This is a genomic window from Serratia sp. TSA_198.1, assembly GCF_052686505.1.
In genome coordinates, this window is record NZ_JBQZFP010000003.1 from 395,297 (window position 1) to 419,198 (window position 23,902).

Consider the following 23,902-nt stretch of genomic DNA (forward strand, 5'->3'; position numbering starts at 1 on the left):
CATTACCGCGTATGGATAAATAAAGAGAATTATCTACAAGGAGTTTTTATGGCTATTGACGTAGGAAAGCTAACTGCTGCAGGTTATTACCTTAATGCATACGGTAGCTGGCAGCGAGGTTTTATACCAGGAGACAATTCAGGTGCGACAGAGCCGGCCATGGGCGTTGAGGCTTATGAAGGTGGAACAATCAGTGGAAATTTAAACACCATCAATAACGGATTAGGGATGTCGCTGGTATTCAGGCCAGACTCGGTCTCTCAGACGGTGAATGCTTTAGATATGGCCAGAAACGTGGCTAAAATACACCAATATGAGCTCACCATAGCCGTTGATGAAATTCATCAGAAGCAACTGACCCTTGATGAAAGTCTGAGTGGCTTTCAGAATAAGAGGATAGATGCTGAGATAGCACTTAATAACAGCAAGAACTCTCCGGCACAAGAAAGGGCTAAGTTACTACTGGCATTACAGAATGCGATTAAAGGTGAAATAAATGCGAGAATATCCGCAGAGGAAAACGCAGTTAAATACATCGAGTACGATATTATACTAAATAATGGGAGAATATGGTGGCCTGTTAATGAAAGCGATGCAAATGATGCCAAGAATTATATAAAGAAAAGGGAGGTAGATAAGGGGAAAACGAACCAACTGATATCCGAAGATAAAAATAATCTTGCGATATCTATTGCCAATATTGAAAATACTAAAAAGGATATTGAAAGGATAAACCGCGGAGAGGTACTGGAAAGATATCGTCCGGAAAATGAGAAGGTAGCAGAGGCCAGGGCAAAAGCCAACGCAGAAGCCAAGGCAAGAGCCGAGGCGGAGGCTAGAGCGAAAACAGCGGAGTTAATGACCAAAGCTGGAGTAAAACCTACTCCGGTTTACACACCAGAAATGGTTAAATCGGCTCAAGCGTCCCTTGCAGCTGTGGGAGCGATGGTGCTAAATCGTGCCCCAGGGATGTTACAGCTATCAACCGCCGCCGAAGGTGTTTTGACCACCACCAGCGAGTTGGCGGGCTCGATAGCCGGGGCTGTGTGGCGAGGAGCTATTGCGTTAGCTGAAGCCGCAACCGTCAGCACCGCAGGGGCAACTGTTAGCGCTTTAGTTATGGGCTTCTGGCCCACAAAAGCAGGGGAAGGCAGCGACAAGCTTTACGGACGCGACATTGTCATGTTTGGCTTTCAGGCCAATCTAATCGCTGCCGGCAAAGTCAGCATTTCGCCGGAAATGCACTCTGTCGACTTACCGGTCCGTGGCTCTTTAGTTATGGAGAATGGTCAGCAACAGGTCAGACTGGTTAAAACGGGTATAGGTGGCGTACCCGCGAGCGTGTCTATTCTAAAGGCGGTACGTGATGAAAAAACCGGGTTGGATAGGATTACGCTTCCTGCGGTGGGAGGTGCACCGTCGCGAACCATCCTGGTTAACCCAGCTCCGGTCGGGCCGACAGCACCTCCTCATACCGGAAACAGTTCGCCTGCCCCCGTCACGCCAGTGCATACTGGCACGACAGTAAAACAGGCTGATAGTATAGTTACCACCAGCTTCCCGGCGGATGATATTAAAGAGCTGCAGGACTTCATCTACTGGCAACCGGATGCCACGGGGTCGGGTGTAGAACCTATCTATGTGATGGTCAGCAAGCCTTATGGGGAAAGCAATGCCAAAGGCAAGTACAGCGGGCGCGACTTCCATACGGAGAAAGCCGGCGGGCCTATCCAGAATCTGGACTGGAAAACCGCTAAAATTGACCGTGCAGGTGTAGACAAGGTAAAACTGCATACAGGACGGTTTGGAGAGCAAGCCGATAATAAGGTGATGGTTGACCGTCTGGAGAAAATTTTGAAAGGAGAGCTTGTCGCCACTGATACCGATAAACGCTTCTATACGCATGAAGTCAGAGAACTTGAGCGTTATCGGAATCTGGGGATTAAAGATGGGGATATACCAGAAAATTATGATGAAGTTTGGAATAACACTCATACTGCAACTCTGGAAGACTATAAGGTTAATGAGATAAATGAGCCTTTGTATACGCCTGAAGCCGAAGAGGCGTATCGAAAATCAGAGGAGGGTAAATAATGTTAGATCTTGAAGGTATTTACAAAAATGAAAGTGTAGAAGATGTTCTTTTGCATTTTGCCCCACGAACACCATATCCTAGTATTGATCGGATGTATGTTCGTTACAAATTTGACGTTATTGCAAATGGTGAGTTATTAAAAACACACCAACGATTGTTTAAAGAAGGAAAATTGAAAAAAACCGGAAAACCATTACCGGAAAAAGGCCCCAACTGGAAAGCCCCCAAATTCGTGACCGAGAAAAAATACGGTATCAAATAGTTTACCAATACTGATTGGAATCTAATTTCAACCAAAGCCCAACAAACTCTATTTTGTTGGGCTTTTTTATTAACGTTATCGTCTTACTCTATCCATTCATCGCATTTCCCTTAAAATAAATAGTTGGGTTAGCCACAACCAGCCTCCCAGCGGATGAACTCAAATAACTATAATACTTCATATTGTGGCAGCCGGATGCAACGGAAATCGGTGTTGAAGCTATCTATGTGATGGTCAGCAAGCCTTATGGGGAAAGCAATGCCAAAGGCAAGTACAGCGGGCGCGACTTCCATACGGAGAAAGCCGGCGGGCCTATCCAGAATCTGGACTGGAAAACCGCTAAAATTGACCGTGCAGGTGTAGACAAGGTAAAACTGCATGCTGGGCGGTTTGAGGGGGCGCTAGAGAATCAAGTGATGATTGATCGTCTGGAGAAAATCCTGAAGGGTGAGCTTGCTGCAACCGATACCGACAAGCGTTTTTATACGCATGAAGTAAGGGAATTGGAACGGTATAGGAATTTAGGCGTAAAAGACGGTCAACTTCCTGAAAATGAAGGTGAAGTCTGGAATAATACCCATACTGCCACTTTGGAAGACTATAAATTAAGCTCTGATGACGCACTTTTATATACGCCAGATGCGTTAGATTCAGTGAATAAATAATCGAGGTACTTGGACATGGTAAATTTCGATGAAATGGTAATACACGAGGAGATGAAAGACGTTATCTTGTTCTTGATTGGACGCAGAGAACAAGGCATGTCTCATCCATCGTTAGATAGATTTTTTAATTTGCATAAGGCAGATAAAAAATATGAGTCATACAATACAAAATTAATCTCAGACACCAAAGTTCTTATCAGCCAAGGTGCGATCGTTTCTGGATATAAAAAAGGCCCCAACTGGAAAGAGCCAAAATTTGTAGCCGAGAAAAAATACGGTATCGAATAACCTGCAGACTCTTCCGGTAAATTTAATTAAAACAACACTCAACAAATTCTCGTTTGTTGGGTGTTTTCGTTGATGGCATCTGTATCGTGCATATGATTTATCGTCATACCGAAAACTGACGTTGAAACTATCTATGTAATACCGAGTGAACTCTCCCGGCAACGGTTCGCCGGTACCCAGGACGCCGGTACATACCGGCACCAATGTCAGGCAGGCTGATAGTATCGTGGTCACGACCTTCCCTGCGGATGTCGTCCAGGAGCTGCAAGATTTTATCTTGTGGCAGCCGGATGCAGCGGAAGTCGGTGTTGAAGCTATCTATGTGATGGTCAGCAAGCCTTATGGGGAAAGCAATGCCAAAGGCAAGTACAGAGGGCGCGACTTCCATACGGAGAAAGCCGGCGGGCCTATCCAGAATCTGGACTGGAAAACCGCTAAAATTGACCGTGCAGGTGTAGACAAGGTAAAACTGCATACAGGACGGTTTACAGAGTCAGATGCCAACAAAGTGATGATTAACCGCTTGGAAAATATCCTGAAAGGAGAACTGCAGGCCACTGATACCGACAGGCGTTTTTATACACATGAGATTAGAGAGCTTGAAAGATACCGTAATCTAGATGTTGAGGATGGCAAACTTCCCTATAATTCTGGGGAGGTCTGGAATAATACTCATACGGCAACTTTAGAAGATTATCAATTAGGTAATGACGAAGTTCTGCTATATACGAAAGAAGCTTTAAAGGCTGCTGAAGAACAAGAGTTGAGGATGTTAAAATGATTGATCTAGATCGCTTAGCGAAAGAAGAAAATATTTCTGATGTCATTGCCTTTTTAGTAAGAGGCGAAGGTGGATTTGGTTATCCCCAAATGGACAGATTCTTTAGTCGTCACAATTTCTCAGTAATTGGAAATGGTGAGTTTATGCGAGTATTCGAGCAGTTACGCCAGAATGGCATTGTGGTATGGGGGGATAAAATGCTTGTTAAAAAAGGCCCCAACTGGAAAGAGCCAAAATTTGTAGCCGAGAAAAAATACGGTATCGAATAACCTCCAGACTCTTCCGGTAAATTTAATTAAAACAACACCCAACAAATTCTCGTTTGTTGGGCCTTTTCATTAATAGCCTCTTACTATGCTATCAATTTATCTATGCCCTTCAAGGCCGCCCTTCGTAACCATCCCAGTAGGTGGCAACGGCAGAATCCAGCAGGATCTGCCGTTGTTTTTGCGGGTTATCCGTCGAATATTTGCGATTGATAAATATCCCTTTTTGCCCTACGTCACTAAGGAATTCAGGGCTGCGGAACTCGGCCTCCCTCTGCTGTGCCTGCTGGCGCGTCATGCCATTAGCCCGATCGGTTTTCCCTATCTGGTAGAACTGGTCAAAAAACGGAATGGACGATTTTATCGAGTCCGAAATCTGCGTACGGGTATTGGGATCAAAGTGCGCCTGGGCCAGTTGATGAATGGCATGCCGGGCGTGACGTTCAGGGCTGGTTTGCTGGCTGGCGCAAGCACTCAGGAACAGCGCGGAACACAAGATAAGGGTACGGCGGGCTATCAGATTCATTATTCTTCCTTGAAAAGTGTATTGCGATGCCGCTACCGGCATCACGTTGAAAAAGCAGTGAGTATTGATGTATTCAACCGACCTCTTGCCCGATAAGGGAAAGGTAACTGAGTTTAATGACAAAGTTGTCTTTGAACCCGAGATACCCGGGCCTAGCGCACCGAGGGGCGCTCCGGCGGCAAGCCGCTACGACCCCTTCGGCACGCTCTCCCTAATAACAGGCTTTGTCAGCAGTCTGCAACCGACCTCTTGCCCAATAAAAGAGAGGTAACTCTTTGTTATTCCGGTTCAGGATAATACAACCGGCCGGAGTCTGCAGGATGTTTTTGCGGCTTTGCGGGCGCCCCTCTCGATCCGAGATTGTTGCCCCCCGGCAGAATGCATAATGCGGTCATTTTTTATCGTTTTGTGATCGTCGCCCCAAACCGGGAACGTTCCCATTCCATAAAAAAAGGGGAATGACTAAGCTTTGATCATTACTCAGCCAACACCTCTGCGCCTTACCCAAAAAAGGTACTTTATAATGAGCAAAGTTAAACAACAGGATATCGACCGCCTGATTGTGCTGGTGGGCGGACGCGATAACATCGCCACCGTCAGCCATTGCATTACCCGGTTACGTTTCGTCCTTAACGACCCCGCCAAAGCCAACCCGAAAGAAATAGAAACCTTGCCGATGGTCAAAGGCTGCTTCACCAACGCCGGGCAGTTCCAGGTGGTGATTGGCCCGGAGGTCGGCGATTACTATCAGGCGTTGATCGCCACCACCGGCCTCAACGAGGCCGATAAGGAGCAGGCCAAGGTCGCCGCGCGGCAGAACATGACCTGGAGCGAGCGCGCCATCGCCCACTTCGCCGAAATCTTCTTCCCGCTGCTGCCGGCGCTGATCAGCGGCGGTCTGATCCTCGGCTTCCGCAACGTGATCGGCGACATCCCGATGTCCGGCGGCCAGACGCTGGCGCAAATGCACCCGGCGTGGAAAACCATCTACGACTTCCTGTGGCTGCTCGGTGAAGCGATCTTCATGTTCCTGCCGGTGGCCATCTGCTGGTCGACGGTGAAAAAAATGGGCGGCACGCCGGTACTCGGCATCGTGCTGGGCGTCACGCTGGTCTCCCCGCAGTTGATGAACTCTTACCAACTCGGGCAGCAAGTGCCGGAAGTGTGGAACTTCGGCTGGTTCGCCATTCAAAAAGTCGGCTATCAGGCGCAGGTGATCCCTTCCATGCTGGCCGGTATGGCGCTGGGCTGGATTGAAACCCGCTTGAAAAAGATCGTGCCCGATTATCTGTATCTGGTGGTGGTGCCGGTCGTTTCACTGCTGCTGGCGGTATTCCTGGCGCACGCGCTGATCGGGCCGTTTGGCCGCATGATCGGCGACGGCGTAGCCTGGGCGGTGAAAGCCGTCATGACCGGCAGCTTCGCCCCGATTGGCGCCGCGCTGTTCGGCTTCCTGTATGCGCCGCTGGTGATTACCGGCGTGCATCAGACCACGCTGGCCATCGATATGCAGATGATCCAGAGCATGGGCGGCACCCCGGTATGGCCGCTGATTGCGCTGTCCAACATTGCGCAGGCTTCTGCGGTATTGGGCATTATCATCATCAGCCGCAAGGCCAACGAGCGTGAAATCTCGGTGCCGGCGGCGATTTCCGCTTACCTCGGCGTTACCGAACCGGCGATGTACGGGATCAACCTGAAATACCGCTTCCCGATGCTGTGCGCGATGATCGGCTCCGCCTTCGCCGGCCTGATCTGCGGCCTGGACGGCGTGATGGCCAATGGCATCGGCGTCGGCGGCTTGCCGGGTATTTTGTCCATCAAACCGCAGTTCTGGCTGGTTTACTCGGCGGCGATTGTGGTGGCCGTGGTGATCCCAATGCTGCTGACCATCATGGTCTACAAACGCAAAGCCGCCCGCGGCGAACTGCCGGTCTGATTGAAATGTAGGGGCCCGGTACGCCGGGCCCGTTGTCACGATTCAAAGGTATAACTATGAGCAATCCAATCCCCTGGTGGCAGAACGGTGTCATCTACCAAATCTATCCGAAGAGTTTTCAGGACAGCACCGGTAACGGCTACGGCGATCTGGCCGGTGTGACCCAGCGGCTGGACTATCTGCAGGAGCTGGGCGTCGACGCCATCTGGCTGACGCCGGTGTATGTCTCCCCGCAGGTGGACAACGGTTATGACGTGGCGGATTACTGCGCCATCGATCCAGCCTACGGCACCATGGAGGATTTCGATCGTCTGATTGCCGCCGCCCACCAGCGCAGCATCCGCATCGTGATGGATATGGTGTTCAACCATACCTCGACCGAACACCCGTGGTTCCAGGCCTCGCAAGACCCTGACAGCCCGTTCCGCCAGTTCTATGTCTGGCGCGACGGCGAAGGCGATGCGTTGCCGAACAACTGGCGTTCCAAATTCGGCGGCAACGCCTGGCAGTGGCACGCCGACAGCGGCCAGTATTACCTGCACCTGTTCGCCACCGAACAGGCGGACCTCAACTGGGAACACCCGCCAGTGCGCGAAGAGCTGAAAAAGGTGTGTCAGTTCTGGGCGGACAAGGGCGTCGACGGCCTGCGTCTCGACGTGATCAACCTGGTCTCCAAGCAGCAGGATTTCCCGTCCGATCCTCAGGGCGACGGCCGCCGTTTCTACACCGACGGCCCGCGCATTCACGAATTCCTGCAAGAGATGAGCCGCGACGTGTTCCAACCGCGCGGCCTGATGACCGTCGGCGAAATGTCCTCCACCACGCTGGAACATTGCCAACGGTATGCGGCGCGCAGCGGCGAAGAGCTGTCGATGACCTTCAACTTCCACCACCTGAAAGTGGACTACGCCGGTGGGGAAAAATGGACGCTGGCGGCGCCGGACTACGTCGAACTGAAGCAGATTTTCCGCCACTGGCAGCAGGGTATGCATAACCGCGCCTGGAACGCGTTGTTCTGGTGTAACCACGATCAGCCGCGCATCGTTTCACGCTTCGGCGATGAGGGCGAACTGCGGGTGCCGGCCGCCAAAATGCTGGCCATGGTGCTGCACGGCATGCAGGGCACGCCGTATATTTATCAGGGCGAAGAGATTGGCATGACCAACCCGGGCTTTAGCGCCATCGGGCAGTATCGCGATGTGGAAAGCCTGAACATGTATGCCGAACTGAGCGCCCAGGGCAAGAGTGACGCCGAACTGCTGGCGATCCTGGCCGGCAAATCGCGCGATAACGGCCGCACGCCGATGCAGTGGAGCGGCGCGCCGAACGCCGGTTTCACCCAAGGCACACCCTGGATTGGCTGTGCGGCAAACTACCCGCAGATCAACGCCGAAGCGGCGCTGGCCGATCTGGATTCGGTGTTTTACGCCTACCGCCAGTTGATCACCCTGCGCAAGCAGTATCCGCTGCTGACCCACGGCGACTATCAGGATCTGGCGCCTGCGCACCCCGCTCTATGGTGCTACCAGCGCAGCTGGAACGGGCAGCGTTTGCTGGTGGCCGCCAACCTGAGCCGCGAACCGCTGGCCTGGGATGCCGAAGGCGTGGAACCTTCCAGCCAGTGGCGCCCGCTGATGGGCAACTACGCCGATGCGGCGGACCAACCGCAGGCGATGACCCTGCGGCCGTTCGAAGCGGTATGGTGGCTGCTGGAGGACTAAATAACTGCGTTTAATACCGCTGCACCCTAAGCTTGAGGCAGGTGGGAGCATTGCAGGTTAGCCGACCGTTGAGCGCAGGGATGCGCGATACGAGCCCCAGGGACGGGTTCACGGCGTGTCGGCGCTCTGCATGACCCTACCTGTAACACTATTCGGCGCAGCTATTTAGCAGCCACAATGTGCGCAGTGCAGCAACCCGCTGCGCCCTACAATTTTTGCAGCAGCTTCACCACCCCGGCTGCCTCTTGCGCCAGGCGTTCATCGCTCATATCAAACACCCCCTGCACCAGATGCGGCGGCAGATAATCCATGCCGGTCAGGTTGGCCATGGCATTGAATGGCCGCAGCAAGTCCGCCACCGGATAACGGTTGTAACCTTCCGGCGTATAGGCCTGCGGATTGCCGCCGGTCGTCACCACCAGTTGCAGCGGTTTGCCGTGCAGTTTGGTACCTTCACTACCATAGGCGAAACCGTAGGTTAATACCGCGTCCTGCCATTCGCTGAGGATCGCCGGCGAGCTGTACCAGTAAAACGGGAACAGCATCACTACCGCGTCATGGCTTTGCAGCAGCTCCTGCTCGCGGGCCACGTCGATACGGTAATCCGGATAGGCGCGCATCAGTTCATGTACGGTAACGTTGGGCAGCGGGTTCAACGCCTCAATCAGCGCCTTGTTGACGCGTGAATCATCGGGAAAGCGGTGAGCGGTTAACGCTAAAATGCGTGACATAAGAGATCCTCGGTTGAAAATTGATATCGCATTTTTCCATTTCCTTCGCCCGGGGTGTAGGCTGTTCTCTGTCACTTCAATTTCAACCAAAAGTATCAACCATTATGTCGCTGCCCTTTGACGTGCATCGCCTGCTGCCGGCTTTTCTCAGCGCCGCCCAGGCGCAAAACTTTTCCGCCGCCGCCCGCCAGTTAGGCGTTACCCCGGCGGCAGTCAGCAAAAATATCCGCGTGCTGGAAGAGAAGCTGGCGCTGCGTCTGTTCCAGCGCAACACCCACAACGTGGTGCTGACCGACGAAGGCAAAGCGCTGCTGGCGCAGGTGGCGCCGCTGTGGCAGGCGCTGTCCGCCACGCTGGAAAACGCCGGTGGCGCGCAGCAAGATCCCTCCGGCACCGTGCGCGTCAGCATGATCCCCGGCTTCGGCCGCCAGATGTTGATGCCGTTGATCCCGCAGTTCCTTGAGCGTTATCCGCAGATCGACCTCGATCTTTCGCTGGATGCGCGGGTCGTCAATCTGGTGGGCGAAGGCTTTGACGTGGGCATCGGCAGCCGGGTCGATCCCGACAGCCGGCTGGTAGCGCGGCCGCTGTATCAAATGCAGATGGTGTTGGCGGCGTCCCCCGGTTATCTGGCGCAATGCGGCACGCCGCAGGATCCTGACGATCTGTTGCGGCATAACTGCCTGCTGCACCGCAATCCGGCCAACGGCCGCAGCGTAAAATGGCCCCTGCGGCAGCACGGCGAAACCAACACCCTGGAGCTGCATGGCCGCCTGGTCGCCAGCCGGCCGGAGATGCTGCTGGATGCCGCGCTGGCCGGGCTGGGTATCGTCTGCCTGGCAAGCTGGTACGCAGAGCCCCATTTTGCGCAGGGCACGCTGCAACCGGTGCTGCCGGGCTGCTGGCCGCAGCCGACACAGCTATGGCTGTACTACGCCTCTGCGGATCTGCCGCCACGGGTGCGTGCCTGGGTCGACTTCCTGCTGGCACATTTTCGCGATCGCTCGTGAGCAGATTGACGTCTGTACAGGTTGCGCACGCTCTTCCGCTTTCCTTGTTCTACATCAAAAGACCCCCGCTAATATCTATATATAGTGCGTAAAGAAAGCAAATTACCTATATATAGTAGTTATCCACAAATTCATCCACACGCCGCCGGAGCCCTTGCGCGCTGCGGCGTTACCCTGTGGATAACCTATCCTTCGGGGAACAAGGAGTCGAAACGTGAAACCAGTAGTGATTAAACGGGACGGTTGTCAGGTCTCTTTTGACGAGGCACGTATTGGGCAGGCTATCGAACGGGCCGCGCTGGCCGTCGGGGTTGTCGATGCCGATTACTGCGCAACCGTGGCCCGCGTGGTCGCTCAACAGATGGCGCAACAGCCGCGCGTGGATATCCATGACATTCAGCAGGCGGTGGAAAATCAGCTGATGGCCGGCGAATACAAGCAGCTGGCGCGCGCCTATATCGAATATCGCCACGATCGCGACGTAGCCCGCGAGCTGCGCGGGCGGCTGAACCAGGAGATCCGCGGTCTGGTCGAACAAAGCAATATGGCCTTGCTGAACGAGAACGCCAATAAAGACAGCAAGGTGATCCCCACCCAGCGCGATCTGCTGGCCGGGATCGTCGCCAAACACTACGCCAAGCAGCACATTCTGCCGCGCGACGTGGTGCTGGCGCATGAACGCGGCGAGATCCACTACCACGATCTCGACTATTCGCCGTTCTTCCCGATGTTCAACTGCATGCTGATCGATCTGAAAGGCATGCTGACCAACGGCTTCAAGATGGGCAATGCCGAGATCGAACCGCCGAAGTCGATCTCCACCGCCACCGCAGTGACCGCCCAAATTATCGCGCAGGTGGCCAGCCACATTTATGGCGGCACCACCATTAACCGCATCGACGAGATCCTCGCCCCCTTCGTCAGCGAAAGCTTCGAAAAACACCGCCAGGTGGCCGAACAGTGGAAAATCCCGGACGCGCAGGGTTATGCGATGGCACGCACCGAGAAAGAGTGTTACGACGCCTTCCAGTCGCTGGAATACGAGGTCAACACCCTGCACACCGCCAACGGCCAAACGCCGTTCGTCACCTTCGGCTTCGGCCTGGGCACCTGCTGGGAATCGCGGCTGATTCAGCGTTCAATCCTGAAAAACCGTATCGCCGGGCTGGGCAAGAACCGCAAGACGGCGGTATTCCCCAAACTGGTGTTCGCCATCCGCGACGGCCTGAACCACCAGTACGGCGACCCGAATTACGACATCAAACAGCTGGCGCTGGAATGCGCCAGCAAGCGCATGTACCCGGATATTCTCAATTACGATCAGGTAGTTAAAGTCACAGGTTCCTTTAAAACGCCCATGGGCTGCCGCAGTTTCCTCGGCACCTACGAGGAAGATGGCGAACTGGTGCACGACGGCCGCAACAATATCGGCGTGATCAGCCTGAACCTGCCGCGTATCGCGCTGGAAGCGGCCGGCGACGAGACGCGTTTCTGGCGCCTGCTGGACCAGCGGCTGCTGCTGGCGAAAAAGGCGCTGATGACGCGTATCGCACGCCTGGAAGGCATCAAGGCGCGTGTAGCCCCGATCCTGTATATGGAAGGTGCCTGCGGCGTACGGCTGAAGGCGGACGACAATATCGCCGACATCTTCAAAAATGGCCGCGCGTCGATTTCGCTGGGCTATATCGGCCTGCATGAAACCATCAACGCACTGTTCGGCAACGGCATTCACGTTTACGACAATGCCGCGCTGCGCGCCAAAGCGGTCGCCATAGTTGAACGCCTGCGCACCGCGACCGACAGTTGGAAAGAAGAGACCGGCTACGGTTTTAGCCTGTACAGCACGCCAAGCGAGAACCTGTGCGATCGCTTCTGCCGGCTGGACACCGCCGATTTCGGCGTGGTGCCGGGCGTGACCGACAAAGGCTATTACACCAACAGTTTCCATCTCGACGTGGAAAAAAAGGTCAATCCGTACGACAAGCTGGACTTTGAGGCGCCTTATCCGCCGTTGGCCAACGGCGGTTTCATCTGTTACGGCGAATACCCCAACCTGCAACACAATTTAAAAGCGCTGGAAGACGTGTGGGATTACAGCTACAGCCGCGTGCCTTATTACGGCACCAACACGCCGATCGACGAGTGCTACGAGTGCGGCTTTACCGGCGAATTCGCCTGTACCAGCAAGGGCTTTACCTGCCCGAAATGCGGCAATCACGAGCCGTCCAAGGTGTCGGTCACCCGCCGGGTGTGCGGCTACCTCGGCAGCCCGGACGCCAGGCCGTTCAACGCCGGCAAGCAGGAAGAGGTGAAGCGCCGGGTGAAACACCTCGGCAATGGGCAGCTCGGCTGAAAAGCGCCGTGCAGCCTATGCAGAAGCCTGTTCATCAGGCGTGATTGTCGCAGCCAGTTTGTCTTCGGCCAGCGCGCACAAACCGGAGCGTACACGCAGTACGTGAGGATTTGCAGCACTGCCCGGAGGCAAAATGGCCAGTAAAATAGCCTGATGGGCAGGCCTCACATGAATTATCACCAGTACTACCCTATCGACGTGGTCAACGGCCCCGGTACCCGCTGCACGCTGTTTGTCGCCGGCTGCGTGCACCAATGCGTCGGCTGTTACAACAAAAGTACCTGGCGGCTGAACTCCGGCCGGCCTTTTACTCAGGAAATGGAAGACCGGCTGATTGCCGATCTCAACGACGCACGCATTCCGCGCCAGGGGCTGTCGCTGTCCGGTGGCGATCCGCTGCACCCGGCCAACGTCCCGTCGATTTTGCAACTGGTGAAACGGGTGCGCGCCGAGTGCCCCGGCAAGGATATCTGGCTATGGACCGGCTACCGGCTGGCGGAACTGGATGCGCAGCAGATGCAGGTGGTGGACAGGATTAACGTATTGATTGACGGAAAGTTTGTGCAGGATCTGAAAGACCCGGCGCTGATCTGGCGCGGCAGCGCTAACCAGGTGGTGCATAAGCTGCGTTGATCCAACAAAACACGGCTCAACATGTATTAGCCCAGACTCGACCTGACATAGCTACAGTATAAAGCCAATCTAGCAGGCGGGTTTGTGTCGGGAGCGGGCAATGGTGCCTTAAAATGTAGTTGCTGACTCTCTCCATCTTCTTCATAGTCAACTTCATAGAAATAACAATTTTAAGTTTATGCAAGCTGTACGAGGTATTTATGAGTAAAGTTGTTATTTTTGATTTGGATAAGACTCTCTTGTCTGGCGATTCTACCAAAGCTTGGATGTTGATGAGGTTTAAGTCCGGGAAGTTAAGATTCTTGTGTGCGGCCATCTTGGCCCCCATAGCTCTGGTTTTTCTGAAGTCCAAGAAATTAAAATTCATTGGTGCATACATGCTATTATTTGTCGCATCTTTCAGGATGAATGAGAGAGAAATGATAGACAGTTTCTCTTCGTTTTCATCTAAAATTAGAGATGGGAAAATAAATAGTGTCAGGTGGTTTGATGATGGATTTAAGGAGATTTTAAAACATTTAAAAGAAGGCCGGCGAGTTATAATTGCCACTGCTGCACCTGAGTTGCTAGCATCTAAAATTCTAGATGCTGTAAATCTTAATGTTGAAGTCATAGGAACCCCGTTATCCAAAGGTTTATTTGGTGGTTGGATTGGAGGTGCCCACTGCAGGAATGAAGAGAAAGTGAGAAGAATAAAGAGTATAGGAGTATCGACAAAATGGTACGCAGCCTACACCGATGATTTTAATGATGATTACCCTATCCTTTTGAATAGCGAAAACCCTTATTTGATTAACTCCACATGCAAAAAAGAATACGTTGTGAGAAATCTTAAACTACTTAATTGGTCATAAGGTGTTTATAACTGGGTATAAGTGACATTCTAAATATCTCGCTAATCTCGAGATTCAACCTACAGGTAGGTTGAACTATTTCAAAGTAGATTTCCGCTCTTAGCGAAAATAAGAGCTACGCGCTTATCTGTTTTGTATCGGATGCGGTCATTCTAAAAATCAGAAGCTGTACTACTATTCAACTTCAAATATTTCATATTCACGAGTGATAGTGCTAGTTTCTTTTCCCCACACTGAAGCTTTGGTTCTATTCTGATGAGCATCGAAGGTAGCCTGATCTTTGAATAGTTCTTCAACTTTCCAGATCAGAGGATCCGTTGTTTCAGTGACTTCAAAAGAAATACATCCAGATTCCTCTTTTGTAAGTCTCTTATGCTCAGGAAGATACTGGCGAACAAGATCTGCCTCATAGACGCTTGTGCATACTAAACGACCGATCAATTTAATCATTCTAATCCCTTTCTTAGGTTGAGGCTTTATCTGTTTTCCTGTCGATAAAATTTATACCAAACAGCTAAAAGTAAAGTAAATAGGAATATCCGCTCCTCGCTCAAAGCCGACTGCCAGATACCGCAGAAACTGTCAGTTCAGCTCCGAGCCAGCACAGCTCAACCTTATCATCGATAACGCCCCCGAATTTTCGCTTTGAATATAGCCATTCTTTTTTCTACATCCGAATGGCTTATATACACCGCTTTACCGGTTCTTAAACGTTCAAAGGCGGCATCCACTCTCTCGCGCAACTCTTCCTCTTGGAACATAAACTTCGCATCCATTTCAGGTTTATTCCTCTGTTCCGTTTCCATCTCCTCCTTTGAGATAGCATCGGGCCACTCATCAGCAACAATAAGTCACATCAACCCCATTCCCACCAGACCCGTCGCGATCCCGCACAACACCACCAGCAATGCGGTCAGGCAGAGCGCTTTGGCGGAGAAGACTTTGTTCAGCATCAGCAATGAAGGCAGGCTGACCGCCGGCAGGGTCATCAGCAGCGCCAGCGCCGGGCCGGTGCCCATGCCCGCCAACATCATGGTCTGTACAATCGGAATTTCCGCTGCGGTGGGGATCACGAACAGGCAACCGGCGATCGCCAGGGCGATAATCCACAGCAGGCTATTGTCTATCGCCCCATCGGCGTGCGGGAACAGCCACACGCGTGCCGCACCCAGCGCCAGCACCGCCACAATGTAAACGGGAATGGTCGCCCAAAACAGCGCCCACAGCGCTTTCAACCAGCGGCCGAGGAACGGCCGATCCTCGGTTCTCACCTGCGGCACCGCTGGCGGTTGCAGAGCGGCCGGCTGCGGGTCCCTGGCGGTGATCCGTTGCACCAGCCAGGCGACGCCCAGCACCATAATCACCCCAGCCACCAGCCGAATAGCGGCAAACGGCCAGCCGAACACAAAGCCCATAAAAATCAAGGTTGCCGGGTTCAACACCGGGTTGCTCAACCAGAACGCCATCGCCGCGCCGCTGGAGACCGACTGACGCCGCAGCCCGGCGGCCACCGGTGCAGCACAGCAGGTACACATCATACCCGGCAGCGCGATCGCAGCGCCCAGCAGAGTGCCGGAGAAACGCGGGTGGCCCAGGGTGCGTAGCAGCCAGTCGCGTGGGATCAGCACTTGCACCAGCGACCCCAGCAACACGCCGAGCACCGCCGCCTTCCACACCGCAGTGAAATACACCAGCGCATAGTGCCAGGCCGCCAGCCACGGGTTGCTGTCGGCATTGGCCAGAATCGATTTGCCGATGGAGTGCGTGTCCGCCGCCAAAAAGGCTTTGCCGTAATAAGGCTGCCATTTGACGTAGTAGAGGCCGATAGCCACCACCAGCAAGAACAGGATCGGTTTCCACAGCGGCCAGGCGCGGGAAGTATTTTCAGAAGCGGTCAAAGGTTGCGGCATAGGGGTGGCTCAGGTCAGTGCATCGATAACGCCAGCTTAGCGCGCCGCCGGCCCCTGCGCATCATCGGCCTGTCCAAAATAGTTCATCTGTTCGCCACCGGCGCGTAACGCGATTGTCATCTGGCGGCGGCAACATAATGCCAACTTGAAAGCCAAAGGGCATACCCGTCGCCTTTCAAGCCGTAGCGTTGTTAGCTGCAATTTGAACGTCATAGGGTAAGCACCAGTACTGTAAGAAATCCTGATAAATCATACAGTTTAATGGGTATCCGGCACGCCGAGGTTTTTATTATGATGGACTTATCTAGACATCCGACCAGTTTTCCTACCCGTTACCAGCAGATCGCCGCGCAGCTGGAACAAGAGTTACGCACCCAATACCGCTGTGGCGACTATCTGCCTTCCGAGCAACAGTTGGCGGATCGCTACCAGGTCAATCGCCATACCCTGCGCCGCGCAGTGGATCAACTGGTGGATCGCGGCTGGCTGCAACGCCGGCACGGCATCGGCATATTGGTGCTGATGCGCCCCTATGACTACCCGCTGCATGCCAATACCCGCTTTAGCCAGAACCTGTTCGAGCAGGGCAGCCACCCCACCAGTGAGCGCTTACTCGCTGTGTTACGCCCGTGCAATGGGCATATCGCCAGCGCGCTATCGCGTGAAGAAGGCGAAACGGTGATCCACCTGCGCACCCTGCGCCGGGTCAACGGCGTGCCGATGAGCCTGATCGACCATTATCTGCCCGATCTGGACTGGTGGCCGGCCCTGCAACAGTTCCACAGCGGCTCCCTGCACGAGTTTATCGAACAGCATATTCACCAGCCGCTGACCCGCAGCCAGACGCGCATCAGCGCCCGCCGGGCCCAGGCCAAAGAGAGCCGGCTGCTGGAGATCGCTACCCACGCGCCGCTGCTGTGCGTGCGCACTCTGAACGTCTGCACCGGCAGAGACAACGTGGCGGAATACTCCGTCAGCCTGGCGCGCGCCGACATGATTGAACTGACGATGGAGCACTAAATGGAAGCCTTACAGCCGAGACAACGCTGGATGTCGGTACTGGCGCACAGCCAGCCGGCCCAGTTGCGCAGCCACTGGCAGGCGCTGAACCTCAGCCCGCGCTACCAAAGCATTCGCGCGCCGGAGATTGGACTGGCGCAACTGCAAGGGCGCATGGGCGCCACCGGCCGCCGCTTTGTGCTGGGCGACATGACCGTCACCCGTGCGGTGGTGCAACTGGAAAACGGCGGCTATGGCTACAGCTATATCGCCGGGCGCGACAAGGCGCATGCCGAACTCTGCGCGCTGGCAGACGCCCTGCTGCAACAGCCGGATCAAACCGAATTGCTGCAACAGCGGTTGATTGAACCGCTGGCCGCTCTGCTTCACGAACAACGCCAGCTGCGTGCCCGCTCTGTCGCCTCCAGCCGAGTCGACTTCTTTACGCTGGTTCGGGGGGATTAACCGATGAGCCTGTTAACCGGATTTGAACAGCCTATAGACCAATCGCAGCACGCTTTTCGCCTGATTCTCAAGGCATTAAGCGAACCGGGCCATACCGTCACGCTGCAAGGCGGCCCGGCCTGGGGTGCACTGAACTCGGCCAGCACCGCCGCGTTGCTGACGCTGGCGGATCAGGAAACCCCGATCCAGCTGTGTGAAGCCTTTAAAAGTGAGCAAGTGCTAACAAACATTCGCTTCCACAGCGGTGCACCCTTGGCGGCCCAGCCTGAAGAAGTCTGTTTTGCCCTGTTCGATACGCAGTTGCAGGCCGCCGATTTACTGGCGCTGCCGCACGGCAGTGAAATCTCGCCGGAATTCGGCGCCACGGTCATCGTGCAGCTCAATGGGCTGGAACAAGGCACCCCGCTGCGCCTGACCGGCCCCGGCATTGAGCGCCAACGCCAGGTTTCACCACAGTTGCCGCCGGCGCTGCTGGATTTTCTCATTAACCGCCCGCTGCGCTTTCCGCTGGGGCTGGATATTTTGCTGACCTGCGGCGATCGCCTGCTGGCGCTGCCGCGGACCACCCGCGTGGAGGTGTGCTGATGTACGTAGCCGTTAAAGGGGGCGAAAAAGCCATTGAGGCCGCCCATCAGTTACAGGAACAGCTGCGGCGCGGCGACGACAGCATGCCGGCGCTCAGCATCCAGCAGATTGAACAGCAACTGGGGCTGGCGGTGGATCGGGTGATGACCGAAGGCGGCATTTACGATCCCGAACTGGCCGCGCTGGCCATCAAGCAGGCGAGCGGCGATCTGGTCGAGGCGATTTTCCTGCTGCGTGCCTACCGCACCACCTTGCCGCGTCTGGCGGTCAGCGAACCGCTGGCGACCGAAAACATGCGGCTGGAACGCCGTATCTCGGCGGTTTACAAGGATTTGCCCGGCGGGCAGGTGCTGGGCCCAACCTACGATTACACCCACCGGCTGCTGGATTTTGCCCTGCTGGCGGAAGGTGAAACACCGCGCGCGCCGCAGGCCGACGAACCGCTGCCGGAAAATTGCGCCCACGTGTTTGATTTGCTCAGCCAACAACAATTGGCGCTGGCGGAACAAGACGACGGCAGCGTGCCGGACGACATCACCCGCAACCCGCCGGTTTACCCTTGTTCACGCTCGGCGCGGCTGCAACAGCTGGTGCGCGGTGACGAAGGTTTCCTGCTGGCACTGAGCTATTCCACCCAGCGCGGCTACGGCCGTACCCACCCGTTCGCCGGCGAGATCCGGACCGGCTACGTTTCGCTGGAGATCGTGCCTGAAGAGCTGGGTTTCGCGCTAGATATCGGCGAAATCCTGCTGACCGAATGTGAAATGGTCAACGGCTTTGTCGACCCGGAAGACCGGCCGCCGCACTTCACCCGCGGTTATGGCCTGGTGTTTGGCCGCGCCGAGCGTAAAGCGATGAGCATGGCGCTGGTGGACCGCGCACTGCAAAGCCCCGAGTACCAGGAAGGCGTCGCCAGCCCGGCGCAAGATGAAGAGTTCGTGCTGGCCCATGCCGACAACGTCGAAGCCGCCGGCTTCGTTTCCCACCTCAAACTGCCGCACTACGTTGACTTCCAGGCCGAGCTGGAGCTGCTCAAGCGCCTGCGGCAGGAGTTCAGCGAGCGTCAGGAGGCCCGCAATGAGTGAAGTATTGACCGGCTATAACCTTGGCTATCTCGACGAGCAAACCAAACGCATGATCCGTCGCGCCATCCTTAAAGCCGTGGCGATCCCCGGCTATCAGGTGCCGTTCGGCGGCCGTGAGATGCCGATGCCTTACGGCTGGGGCACCGGCGGCATTCAGCTGACCGCCAGCGTGATTGGCCGCGCCGACGTGCTGAAGGTGATTGACCAGGGCGCCGACGACACCACCAACGCGGTGTCTATTCGCCGCTTCTTCCAGCGCGTTGCCGGGGTAGCCACCACCGAACGCACGCCGGAAGCCACGCTGATCCAGACCCGGCACCGCATTCCGGAAACGGCGCTGCACGAAGACCAGATCCTGATTTATCAGGTGCCGATCCCGGAGCCGCTGCGCTTTATCGAACCGCGCGAAACCGAGACCCGAAAAATGCACGCGCTGGAAGAGTACGGCGTGATGCAGGTGAAGTTGTACGAGGACATTGCGCGCTACGGCCATATCGCCACCACCTACGCCTATCCGGTGAAGGTCAACGATCGTTACGTGATGGACCCTTCGCCGATCCCAAAATTCGACAACCCGAAAATGCACATGATGCCGGCGCTGCAACTGTTCGGCGCCGGGCGCGAGAAGCGCATCTACGCCCTGCCGCCGTTCACCAAGGTGGAAAGCCTGGACTTCGACGACCATCCGTTCAGCGTGCAAAAGTGGGATGAACCCTGCGCGCTGTGCGGCTCGCGCCACAGCTATCTGGATGAGGTAGTACTCGACGACCAGGGCAACCGCATGTTCGTCTGCTCAGACACCGACTACTGCCGGCAGCAGCTGGCGCAACCTTCGCAAGAGGCGCAGCACTGATGATTTCCCAACCCCTGAGCACCACGCCGCTGTTGTCGGTGGCCAACCTCACCCATTTGTACGCGCCGGGCAAAGGTTTTAGCGATGTCTCTTTCGATATCTACCCCGGCGAAGTGCTGGGCATCGTCGGCGAATCCGGCTCCGGTAAAACCACGCTGCTGAAATCCATCTCCGCACGGCTGGCGCCGCAGCACGGGCAGATCCTCTATCGCCCGCAGGCCGGGCAACAGCACGACCTGTACGCGATGGCGGAGAGCGATCGCCGCCGCCTGCTGCGCACCGACTGGGGCGTAGTGCATCAGCACCCGCTCGACGGGCTGCGGCCCAAAGTATCCGCCGGCGGCAACATCGGCGAACGGCTGATGGCCATCGGCCAGCGTCACTACGGCGACATCCGCCGCCAGGCTGCCCAGTGGCTGGAGGACGTGGAGATCCCGGTGTCGCGCCTTGACGATCTGCCGACCACCTTCTCCGGCGGCATGCAGCAGCGGCTGCAAATCGCCCGCAATCTGGTGACCCACCCGAAGCTGGTGTTCATGGACGAGCCGACCGGCGGGCTGGACGTCTCGGTGCAGGCGCGATTGCTCGATCTGCTGCGCAATCTGGTGGTGGGAATGCAGTTGGCGGCGGTGATCGTCACCCACGATCTCGGCGTGGCGCGCCTGCTGGCGCACCGGCTGCTGGTGATGAAAGAGGGCCAGGTGGTGGAAAGTGGCCTGACCGACCGGGTGCTGGACGATCCGCACCATCCTTATACCCAGCTGCTGGTTTCTTCGGTGCTGTCGTAACACTAGGGGATAACAATGACGATTCAAATCCGGGTTGAACACCTCAGCAAAACCTTCGTGCTCCACCAGCAGCACGGCACGCGCCTGCCGGTGTTGCATGACGCCAACATGACGGTCAGCAGCGGCGAATGCGTGGTGCTGCATGGCCACTCCGGCAGCGGTAAATCCACCCTGCTGCGCTCGCTGTATGCCAACTACCTGCCCGACAGCGGCCATATCTGGGTCAATCATCAGGGCGAATGGCTGGACATGGTGCAGGCCGAAGCGCGCCAGATCCTGGCGGTCCGCCGCCACACCCTCGGCTGGGTCAGCCAGTTTCTGCGGGTGATCCCACGCATCAGCGCGCTGGACGTGGTGATGCAACCGCTGTTGGAACAGGGCGTCGAGCGTACCGAATGCCGCGAACGCGCCGAGACGCTGCTCAACCAGCTCAACGTGCCGCAGCGCCTGTGGCAGTTGGCGCCCTCGACCTTCTCCGGCGGTGAACAGCAGCGGGTGAATATCGCGCGCGGTTTTATTGTCGACTACCCGATTTTGCTGCTCGACGAACCGACCGCCTCACTCGACAGCCGCAACAGCGCGGCGGTGGTCGGCCTGATAGAACAGGCCAAGCAACGCGGCGCAGCGATCGTCGGCATTTTCCATGACGAAGGCGTTCGCCAACAGGTCGCCGACCGGTTATACGACATGCAAGCGCCCCAGGCGCTGGAGATCTTCTGATGATCATCAATAACGTGAAACTGGTGCTGGCAGACCAGATTGTCGAGGGTTCGCTGGAGATTAACGACGGCGTGATCCGCAGCTTCGCCGATACGCCGAGCCAACTGCCGCAGGCGCTGAACGGTGAAGGCGGCTGGCTGCTGCCGGGGCTGATTGAGTTGCACACCGACAATCTGGACAAGTTTTTCACCCCGCGGCCCAACGTCGACTGGCCGGCGCATTCGGCGATGAGCAGCCACGATGCGCTGATGGTCGCCAACGGCATCACCACGGTGCTGGACGCGGTGGCGATCGGTGACGTGCGCGACGGCGGCCACCGGCTGGAGAACCTGCAAAAAATGATCGACGCGGTGATCCACAGCCAGCGCGCCGGGGTCAACCGCGCCGAGCACCGGCTGCACCTGCGCTGCGAACTGCCGAACGAGAGCACCCTGTCGCTGTTCGAGCAGTTGATGGACAAACCGGGGGTATCGCTGGTGTCGCTGATGGACCATTCGCCGGGCCAGCGCCAGTTCGCCTCCCGTGAAAAATACCGTGAGTATTATCAGGGCAAATATCATCTCAATGACCAACAGATGAGCGAGTACGAAGAGCAGCAGATCGGGCTTTCCGCCCGCTGGGCCACGCCGAACCGCGAGGCGATCGCCGCCCACTGCCGGGCGCGTAAAATCTCCCTCGCCAGCCACGACGACGCCACCGCCGAACACGTGGCCGAGTCCTGCGCGCTGGGCAGCGCGATTGCGGAGTTCCCGACCACCGAGGACGCCGCCCGCGCCTCGCACCGGCAGGGGTTGCAGGTCCTGATGGGCGCACCGAACATCGTGCGCGGCGGATCCCATTCCGGCAACGTGGCGGCGCACCATCTGGCGGCGCTGGGGGTGTTGGATATTCTGTCTTCCGACTATTACCCGGCCAGCCTGCTGGATGCGGCATTCCGCATCGCGGCCGACGAACGTAACGGCTACGGCCTGCCGCAAGCGGTGCAGATGATCACCAGCAACCCGGCGAAGGCGCTGGATCTGCACGATCGCGGCTCCATCGCCGAGGGGCTGCGGGCGGATCTGGTGCTGGCGCGGCCGCACGGCGAGCACATTTACGTGCAGAACGTCTGGCGCCAGGGCAAGCAGGTGTTCTGATGGCGCAGCTTATCTACTTGATGGGGCCGTCCGGCTCCGGCAAAGACAGCCTGCTTGCGCAGCTTAGGGCCGATGCCGACAGTGCGCCGCTGGTGGCGCACCGTTATATCACCCGGCCGGCGGATGCCGGCTGCGAAAACCATATTGCGCTCAGCGAGCCTGAGTTTCTGCGCCGCCGCGCCAAGGGACTGTTCGCTCTCGACTGGCAGGCGCACCAGCACCATTACGCGTTTGGGATCGAGGTGGATCTTTGGCTGTTGCAAGGGATCGACGTGGTGGTCAACGGTTCGCGCGCCCATCTGCCGCAGGCGCAGCAGCGCTACGGTGCGCAGCTGTTGCCGGTCTGCCTGCAGGTCAGCACCGACGTGCTGCGCCAACGCCTGCAAAACCGTGGGCGTGAAGACGCCGCGCAAATCGAACAACGGCTGGCACGGGCGGCGGAGTACCAGCAAAAACTGCCCGCCGGTTGCCGCCTTCTGGCGAACGATGGCGACCTGCAAGACACCCTGACGGCGCTGCTGGCGCTGTTACCGGCTTCAACCAAACACCCCCAGGACGCCACGCAATGAACGACTTTGCACAACCGAGAATCGGCGACAACGTGATCCTTAACCGCACCCGGCTCGGCCAGTACGTACATGTGGCCGACGATGCGATCCTCGAAGAAGTGGAAATGGGCGACTATTCTTATACCGCCGGGCACAACCAGATTTTTTACGCCACCCTCGGCAAGTTTGTGTCGATCGCCTCTTACGCACGCATCAATCCCGGCAACCACCCAACCTACCAGCGCATCGCCCAGCACCACTTCACCTATCGCGCTTCCGAGTACGGTCTGGGGGAAGATGACGAGGCTTTCTTCGACTGGCGGCGCGAGCACCACGTCACCGTCGGCCACGACGTGTGGATCGGCCATAACGCCATCCTGATGCCCGGTGTGAGCGTCGGCAACGGCGCGGTGATCGGCAGCGCGGCGGTGGTGACCAAAAACGTCGAACCTTATGCGATCGTCGCCGGCGTAGCGGCTAAAAAGATCGGCATGCGCTTTGACGATGCCTTGATTGAACGCATCGAACGCAGCCAATGGTGGCACTGGGATCATCAGACATTGCAGGAACGACTGGCGGATTTCCGCGATATCAACGCCTTTGCGGAGAAGTACCTTTAAAACCCTTATTAATCTTACCCAATGAATTTCGCGTTGCAGCCAGGCGGCAAATGCGTGAATCCTCAGGAG

General features: G+C 56.3%; 27 protein-coding genes. 22 read left to right on the plus strand and 5 right to left on the minus strand.

Going from position 1 to position 23,902, the window contains the following annotated elements; genetic code table 11:
• The first annotated feature begins 48 nt into the window (after window positions 1–48).
• The 6 genes from ACUTSW_RS16425 (at window position 49) to ACUTSW_RS16450 (ending at window position 4,360) form a co-directional block, all read left to right on the plus strand.
• Window positions 49–2,094 carry an S-type pyocin domain-containing protein gene (locus tag ACUTSW_RS16425; RefSeq protein WP_445584894.1) on the plus strand — a complete coding sequence of 682 codons (2,046 nt, stop codon included), beginning with the start codon at window positions 49–51 and terminating at the stop codon, window positions 2,092–2,094.
• Complete coding sequence (locus ACUTSW_RS16430) at window positions 2,094–2,357, plus strand: immunity protein (protein WP_445584895.1); 264 nt, start codon at window positions 2,094–2,096, stop codon at window positions 2,355–2,357. Before ACUTSW_RS16425 ends, ACUTSW_RS16430 begins: the two co-directional genes overlap by 1 nt.
• A 182-nt stretch (window positions 2,358–2,539) precedes the next feature.
• The gene (locus ACUTSW_RS16435; RefSeq protein WP_445584896.1) at window positions 2,540–3,022 is read left to right on the plus strand and encodes an S-type pyocin domain-containing protein; all 483 of its coding nucleotides are present in this window, start codon (window positions 2,540–2,542) and stop codon (window positions 3,020–3,022) included.
• Between the two features lie 15 nt (window positions 3,023–3,037).
• Window positions 3,038–3,310: a hypothetical protein gene (locus tag ACUTSW_RS16440; protein WP_041416712.1), complete on the plus strand. Its 273-nt coding sequence runs from the start codon at window positions 3,038–3,040 to the stop codon at window positions 3,308–3,310.
• Window positions 3,311–3,455: 145 nt separating this feature from the next.
• The gene (locus ACUTSW_RS16445) at window positions 3,456–4,091 is read left to right on the plus strand and encodes an S-type pyocin domain-containing protein (protein WP_445584897.1); all 636 of its coding nucleotides are present in this window, start codon (window positions 3,456–3,458) and stop codon (window positions 4,089–4,091) included.
• Window positions 4,088–4,360 (plus strand): hypothetical protein, encoded by a 273-nt coding sequence (locus ACUTSW_RS16450; RefSeq protein ID WP_062869393.1) that lies wholly within the window; start codon window positions 4,088–4,090, stop codon window positions 4,358–4,360. The genes ACUTSW_RS16445 and ACUTSW_RS16450 overlap by 4 nt, the downstream gene beginning before the upstream one ends.
• 109 nt (window positions 4,361–4,469) lie before the next feature.
• Here ACUTSW_RS16450 and ACUTSW_RS16455 read toward each other — a convergent pair whose 3' ends face one another.
• Window positions 4,470–4,883 (minus strand): Exc2 family lipoprotein, encoded by a 414-nt coding sequence (locus ACUTSW_RS16455; RefSeq protein WP_073439998.1) that lies wholly within the window; start codon window positions 4,881–4,883, stop codon window positions 4,470–4,472.
• Between the two features lie 523 nt (window positions 4,884–5,406).
• Here ACUTSW_RS16455 and treB point away from each other — a divergent pair.
• Window positions 5,407–6,822, plus strand: a complete 1,416-nt coding sequence (gene treB / locus ACUTSW_RS16460; RefSeq protein WP_062869377.1) for a PTS trehalose transporter subunit IIBC — start codon at window positions 5,407–5,409, stop codon at window positions 6,820–6,822.
• Window positions 6,823–6,878: 56 nt separating this feature from the next.
• The gene (gene treC, locus ACUTSW_RS16465) at window positions 6,879–8,543 is read left to right on the plus strand and encodes an alpha,alpha-phosphotrehalase (RefSeq protein WP_445584898.1); all 1,665 of its coding nucleotides are present in this window, start codon (window positions 6,879–6,881) and stop codon (window positions 8,541–8,543) included.
• A gap of 206 nt (window positions 8,544–8,749) precedes the next feature.
• Here treC and ACUTSW_RS16470 read toward each other — a convergent pair whose 3' ends face one another.
• The gene (locus ACUTSW_RS16470) at window positions 8,750–9,274 is read right to left on the minus strand and encodes an NAD(P)H-dependent oxidoreductase (RefSeq protein ID WP_197928818.1); all 525 of its coding nucleotides are present in this window, start codon (window positions 9,272–9,274) and stop codon (window positions 8,750–8,752) included.
• Between the two features lie 104 nt (window positions 9,275–9,378).
• Between ACUTSW_RS16470 and ACUTSW_RS16475 the strand changes: the two genes are divergently transcribed.
• The 4 genes from ACUTSW_RS16475 to ACUTSW_RS16490 all read left to right on the plus strand — a co-directional run bounded on the left by ACUTSW_RS16475 (window position 9,379) and on the right by ACUTSW_RS16490 (window position 14,124).
• A complete protein-coding gene (locus ACUTSW_RS16475) occupies window positions 9,379–10,284 on the plus strand; it encodes a LysR substrate-binding domain-containing protein (RefSeq protein ID WP_445584899.1) in 906 nt (301 codons plus the stop codon).
• A 214-nt stretch (window positions 10,285–10,498) separates the two neighbouring features.
• Window positions 10,499–12,637: an anaerobic ribonucleoside-triphosphate reductase gene (gene nrdD / locus ACUTSW_RS16480; protein WP_445584900.1), complete on the plus strand. Its 2,139-nt coding sequence runs from the start codon at window positions 10,499–10,501 to the stop codon at window positions 12,635–12,637.
• A gap of 168 nt (window positions 12,638–12,805) precedes the next feature.
• Window positions 12,806–13,270, plus strand: coding sequence for an anaerobic ribonucleoside-triphosphate reductase-activating protein (gene nrdG / locus ACUTSW_RS16485; RefSeq protein ID WP_126527414.1), 465 nt, complete (start codon window positions 12,806–12,808; stop codon window positions 13,268–13,270).
• Between the two features lie 200 nt (window positions 13,271–13,470).
• Window positions 13,471–14,124 carry a haloacid dehalogenase-like hydrolase gene (locus tag ACUTSW_RS16490; protein WP_445584901.1) on the plus strand — a complete coding sequence of 218 codons (654 nt, stop codon included), beginning with the start codon at window positions 13,471–13,473 and terminating at the stop codon, window positions 14,122–14,124.
• A 174-nt stretch (window positions 14,125–14,298) separates the two neighbouring features.
• Here ACUTSW_RS16490 and ACUTSW_RS16495 read toward each other — a convergent pair whose 3' ends face one another.
• The 3 genes from ACUTSW_RS16495 to ACUTSW_RS16505 all read right to left on the minus strand — a co-directional run bounded on the left by ACUTSW_RS16495 (window position 14,299) and on the right by ACUTSW_RS16505 (window position 16,034).
• Entirely contained in the window at window positions 14,299–14,574 is a 276-nt protein-coding gene (locus tag ACUTSW_RS16495) for a putative quinol monooxygenase (RefSeq protein ID WP_445584902.1), read from the minus strand.
• Window positions 14,575–14,741: 167 nt separating this feature from the next.
• A complete protein-coding gene (locus ACUTSW_RS16500) occupies window positions 14,742–14,930 on the minus strand; it encodes a hypothetical protein (protein WP_445584903.1) in 189 nt (62 codons plus the stop codon).
• A gap of 45 nt (window positions 14,931–14,975) precedes the next feature.
• Window positions 14,976–16,034 carry a permease gene (locus ACUTSW_RS16505; RefSeq protein ID WP_445584904.1) on the minus strand — a complete coding sequence of 353 codons (1,059 nt, stop codon included), beginning with the start codon at window positions 16,032–16,034 and terminating at the stop codon, window positions 14,976–14,978.
• A gap of 294 nt (window positions 16,035–16,328) precedes the next feature.
• Here ACUTSW_RS16505 and phnF point away from each other — a divergent pair, with 294 nt between their 5' ends.
• From phnF to ACUTSW_RS16555, 10 genes are read left to right on the plus strand one after another with little or no spacing between them, the layout of a single operon-like run.
• On the plus strand, window positions 16,329–17,054 hold the full coding sequence (phnF, locus tag ACUTSW_RS16510; RefSeq protein ID WP_174523968.1) for a phosphonate metabolism transcriptional regulator PhnF: 726 nt from the start codon (window positions 16,329–16,331) through the stop codon (window positions 17,052–17,054).
• Window positions 17,055–17,498 (plus strand): phosphonate C-P lyase system protein PhnG, encoded by a 444-nt coding sequence (phnG, locus tag ACUTSW_RS16515; protein ID WP_445584905.1) that lies wholly within the window; start codon window positions 17,055–17,057, stop codon window positions 17,496–17,498.
• A 3-nt stretch (window positions 17,499–17,501) separates the two neighbouring features.
• Window positions 17,502–18,083, plus strand: coding sequence for a phosphonate C-P lyase system protein PhnH (phnH, locus tag ACUTSW_RS16520; protein ID WP_445584906.1), 582 nt, complete (start codon window positions 17,502–17,504; stop codon window positions 18,081–18,083).
• Window positions 18,083–19,168 (plus strand): carbon-phosphorus lyase complex subunit PhnI, encoded by a 1,086-nt coding sequence (locus tag ACUTSW_RS16525; protein WP_445584907.1) that lies wholly within the window; start codon window positions 18,083–18,085, stop codon window positions 19,166–19,168. The genes phnH and ACUTSW_RS16525 overlap by 1 nt, the downstream gene beginning before the upstream one ends.
• Window positions 19,161–20,021 (plus strand): alpha-D-ribose 1-methylphosphonate 5-phosphate C-P-lyase PhnJ, encoded by an 861-nt coding sequence (locus tag ACUTSW_RS16530; protein WP_004952938.1) that lies wholly within the window; start codon window positions 19,161–19,163, stop codon window positions 20,019–20,021. The genes ACUTSW_RS16525 and ACUTSW_RS16530 overlap by 8 nt, the downstream gene beginning before the upstream one ends.
• Entirely contained in the window at window positions 20,021–20,809 is a 789-nt protein-coding gene (gene phnK / locus ACUTSW_RS16535) for a phosphonate C-P lyase system protein PhnK (protein WP_445584908.1), read from the plus strand. The genes ACUTSW_RS16530 and phnK overlap by 1 nt, the downstream gene beginning before the upstream one ends.
• 15 nt (window positions 20,810–20,824) lie before the next feature.
• Window positions 20,825–21,529, plus strand: coding sequence for a phosphonate C-P lyase system protein PhnL (phnL, locus tag ACUTSW_RS16540; RefSeq protein WP_445584909.1), 705 nt, complete (start codon window positions 20,825–20,827; stop codon window positions 21,527–21,529).
• The gene (gene phnM / locus ACUTSW_RS16545) at window positions 21,529–22,665 is read left to right on the plus strand and encodes an alpha-D-ribose 1-methylphosphonate 5-triphosphate diphosphatase (RefSeq protein WP_013811300.1); all 1,137 of its coding nucleotides are present in this window, start codon (window positions 21,529–21,531) and stop codon (window positions 22,663–22,665) included. Before phnL ends, phnM begins: the two co-directional genes overlap by 1 nt.
• Entirely contained in the window at window positions 22,665–23,234 is a 570-nt protein-coding gene (phnN, locus tag ACUTSW_RS16550) for a ribose 1,5-bisphosphokinase (protein WP_063202365.1), read from the plus strand. The genes phnM and phnN overlap by 1 nt, the downstream gene beginning before the upstream one ends.
• Entirely contained in the window at window positions 23,231–23,833 is a 603-nt protein-coding gene (locus ACUTSW_RS16555) for a DapH/DapD/GlmU-related protein (protein ID WP_063202367.1), read from the plus strand. Before phnN ends, ACUTSW_RS16555 begins: the two co-directional genes overlap by 4 nt.
• Window positions 23,834–23,902 lie beyond the last annotated feature (69 nt).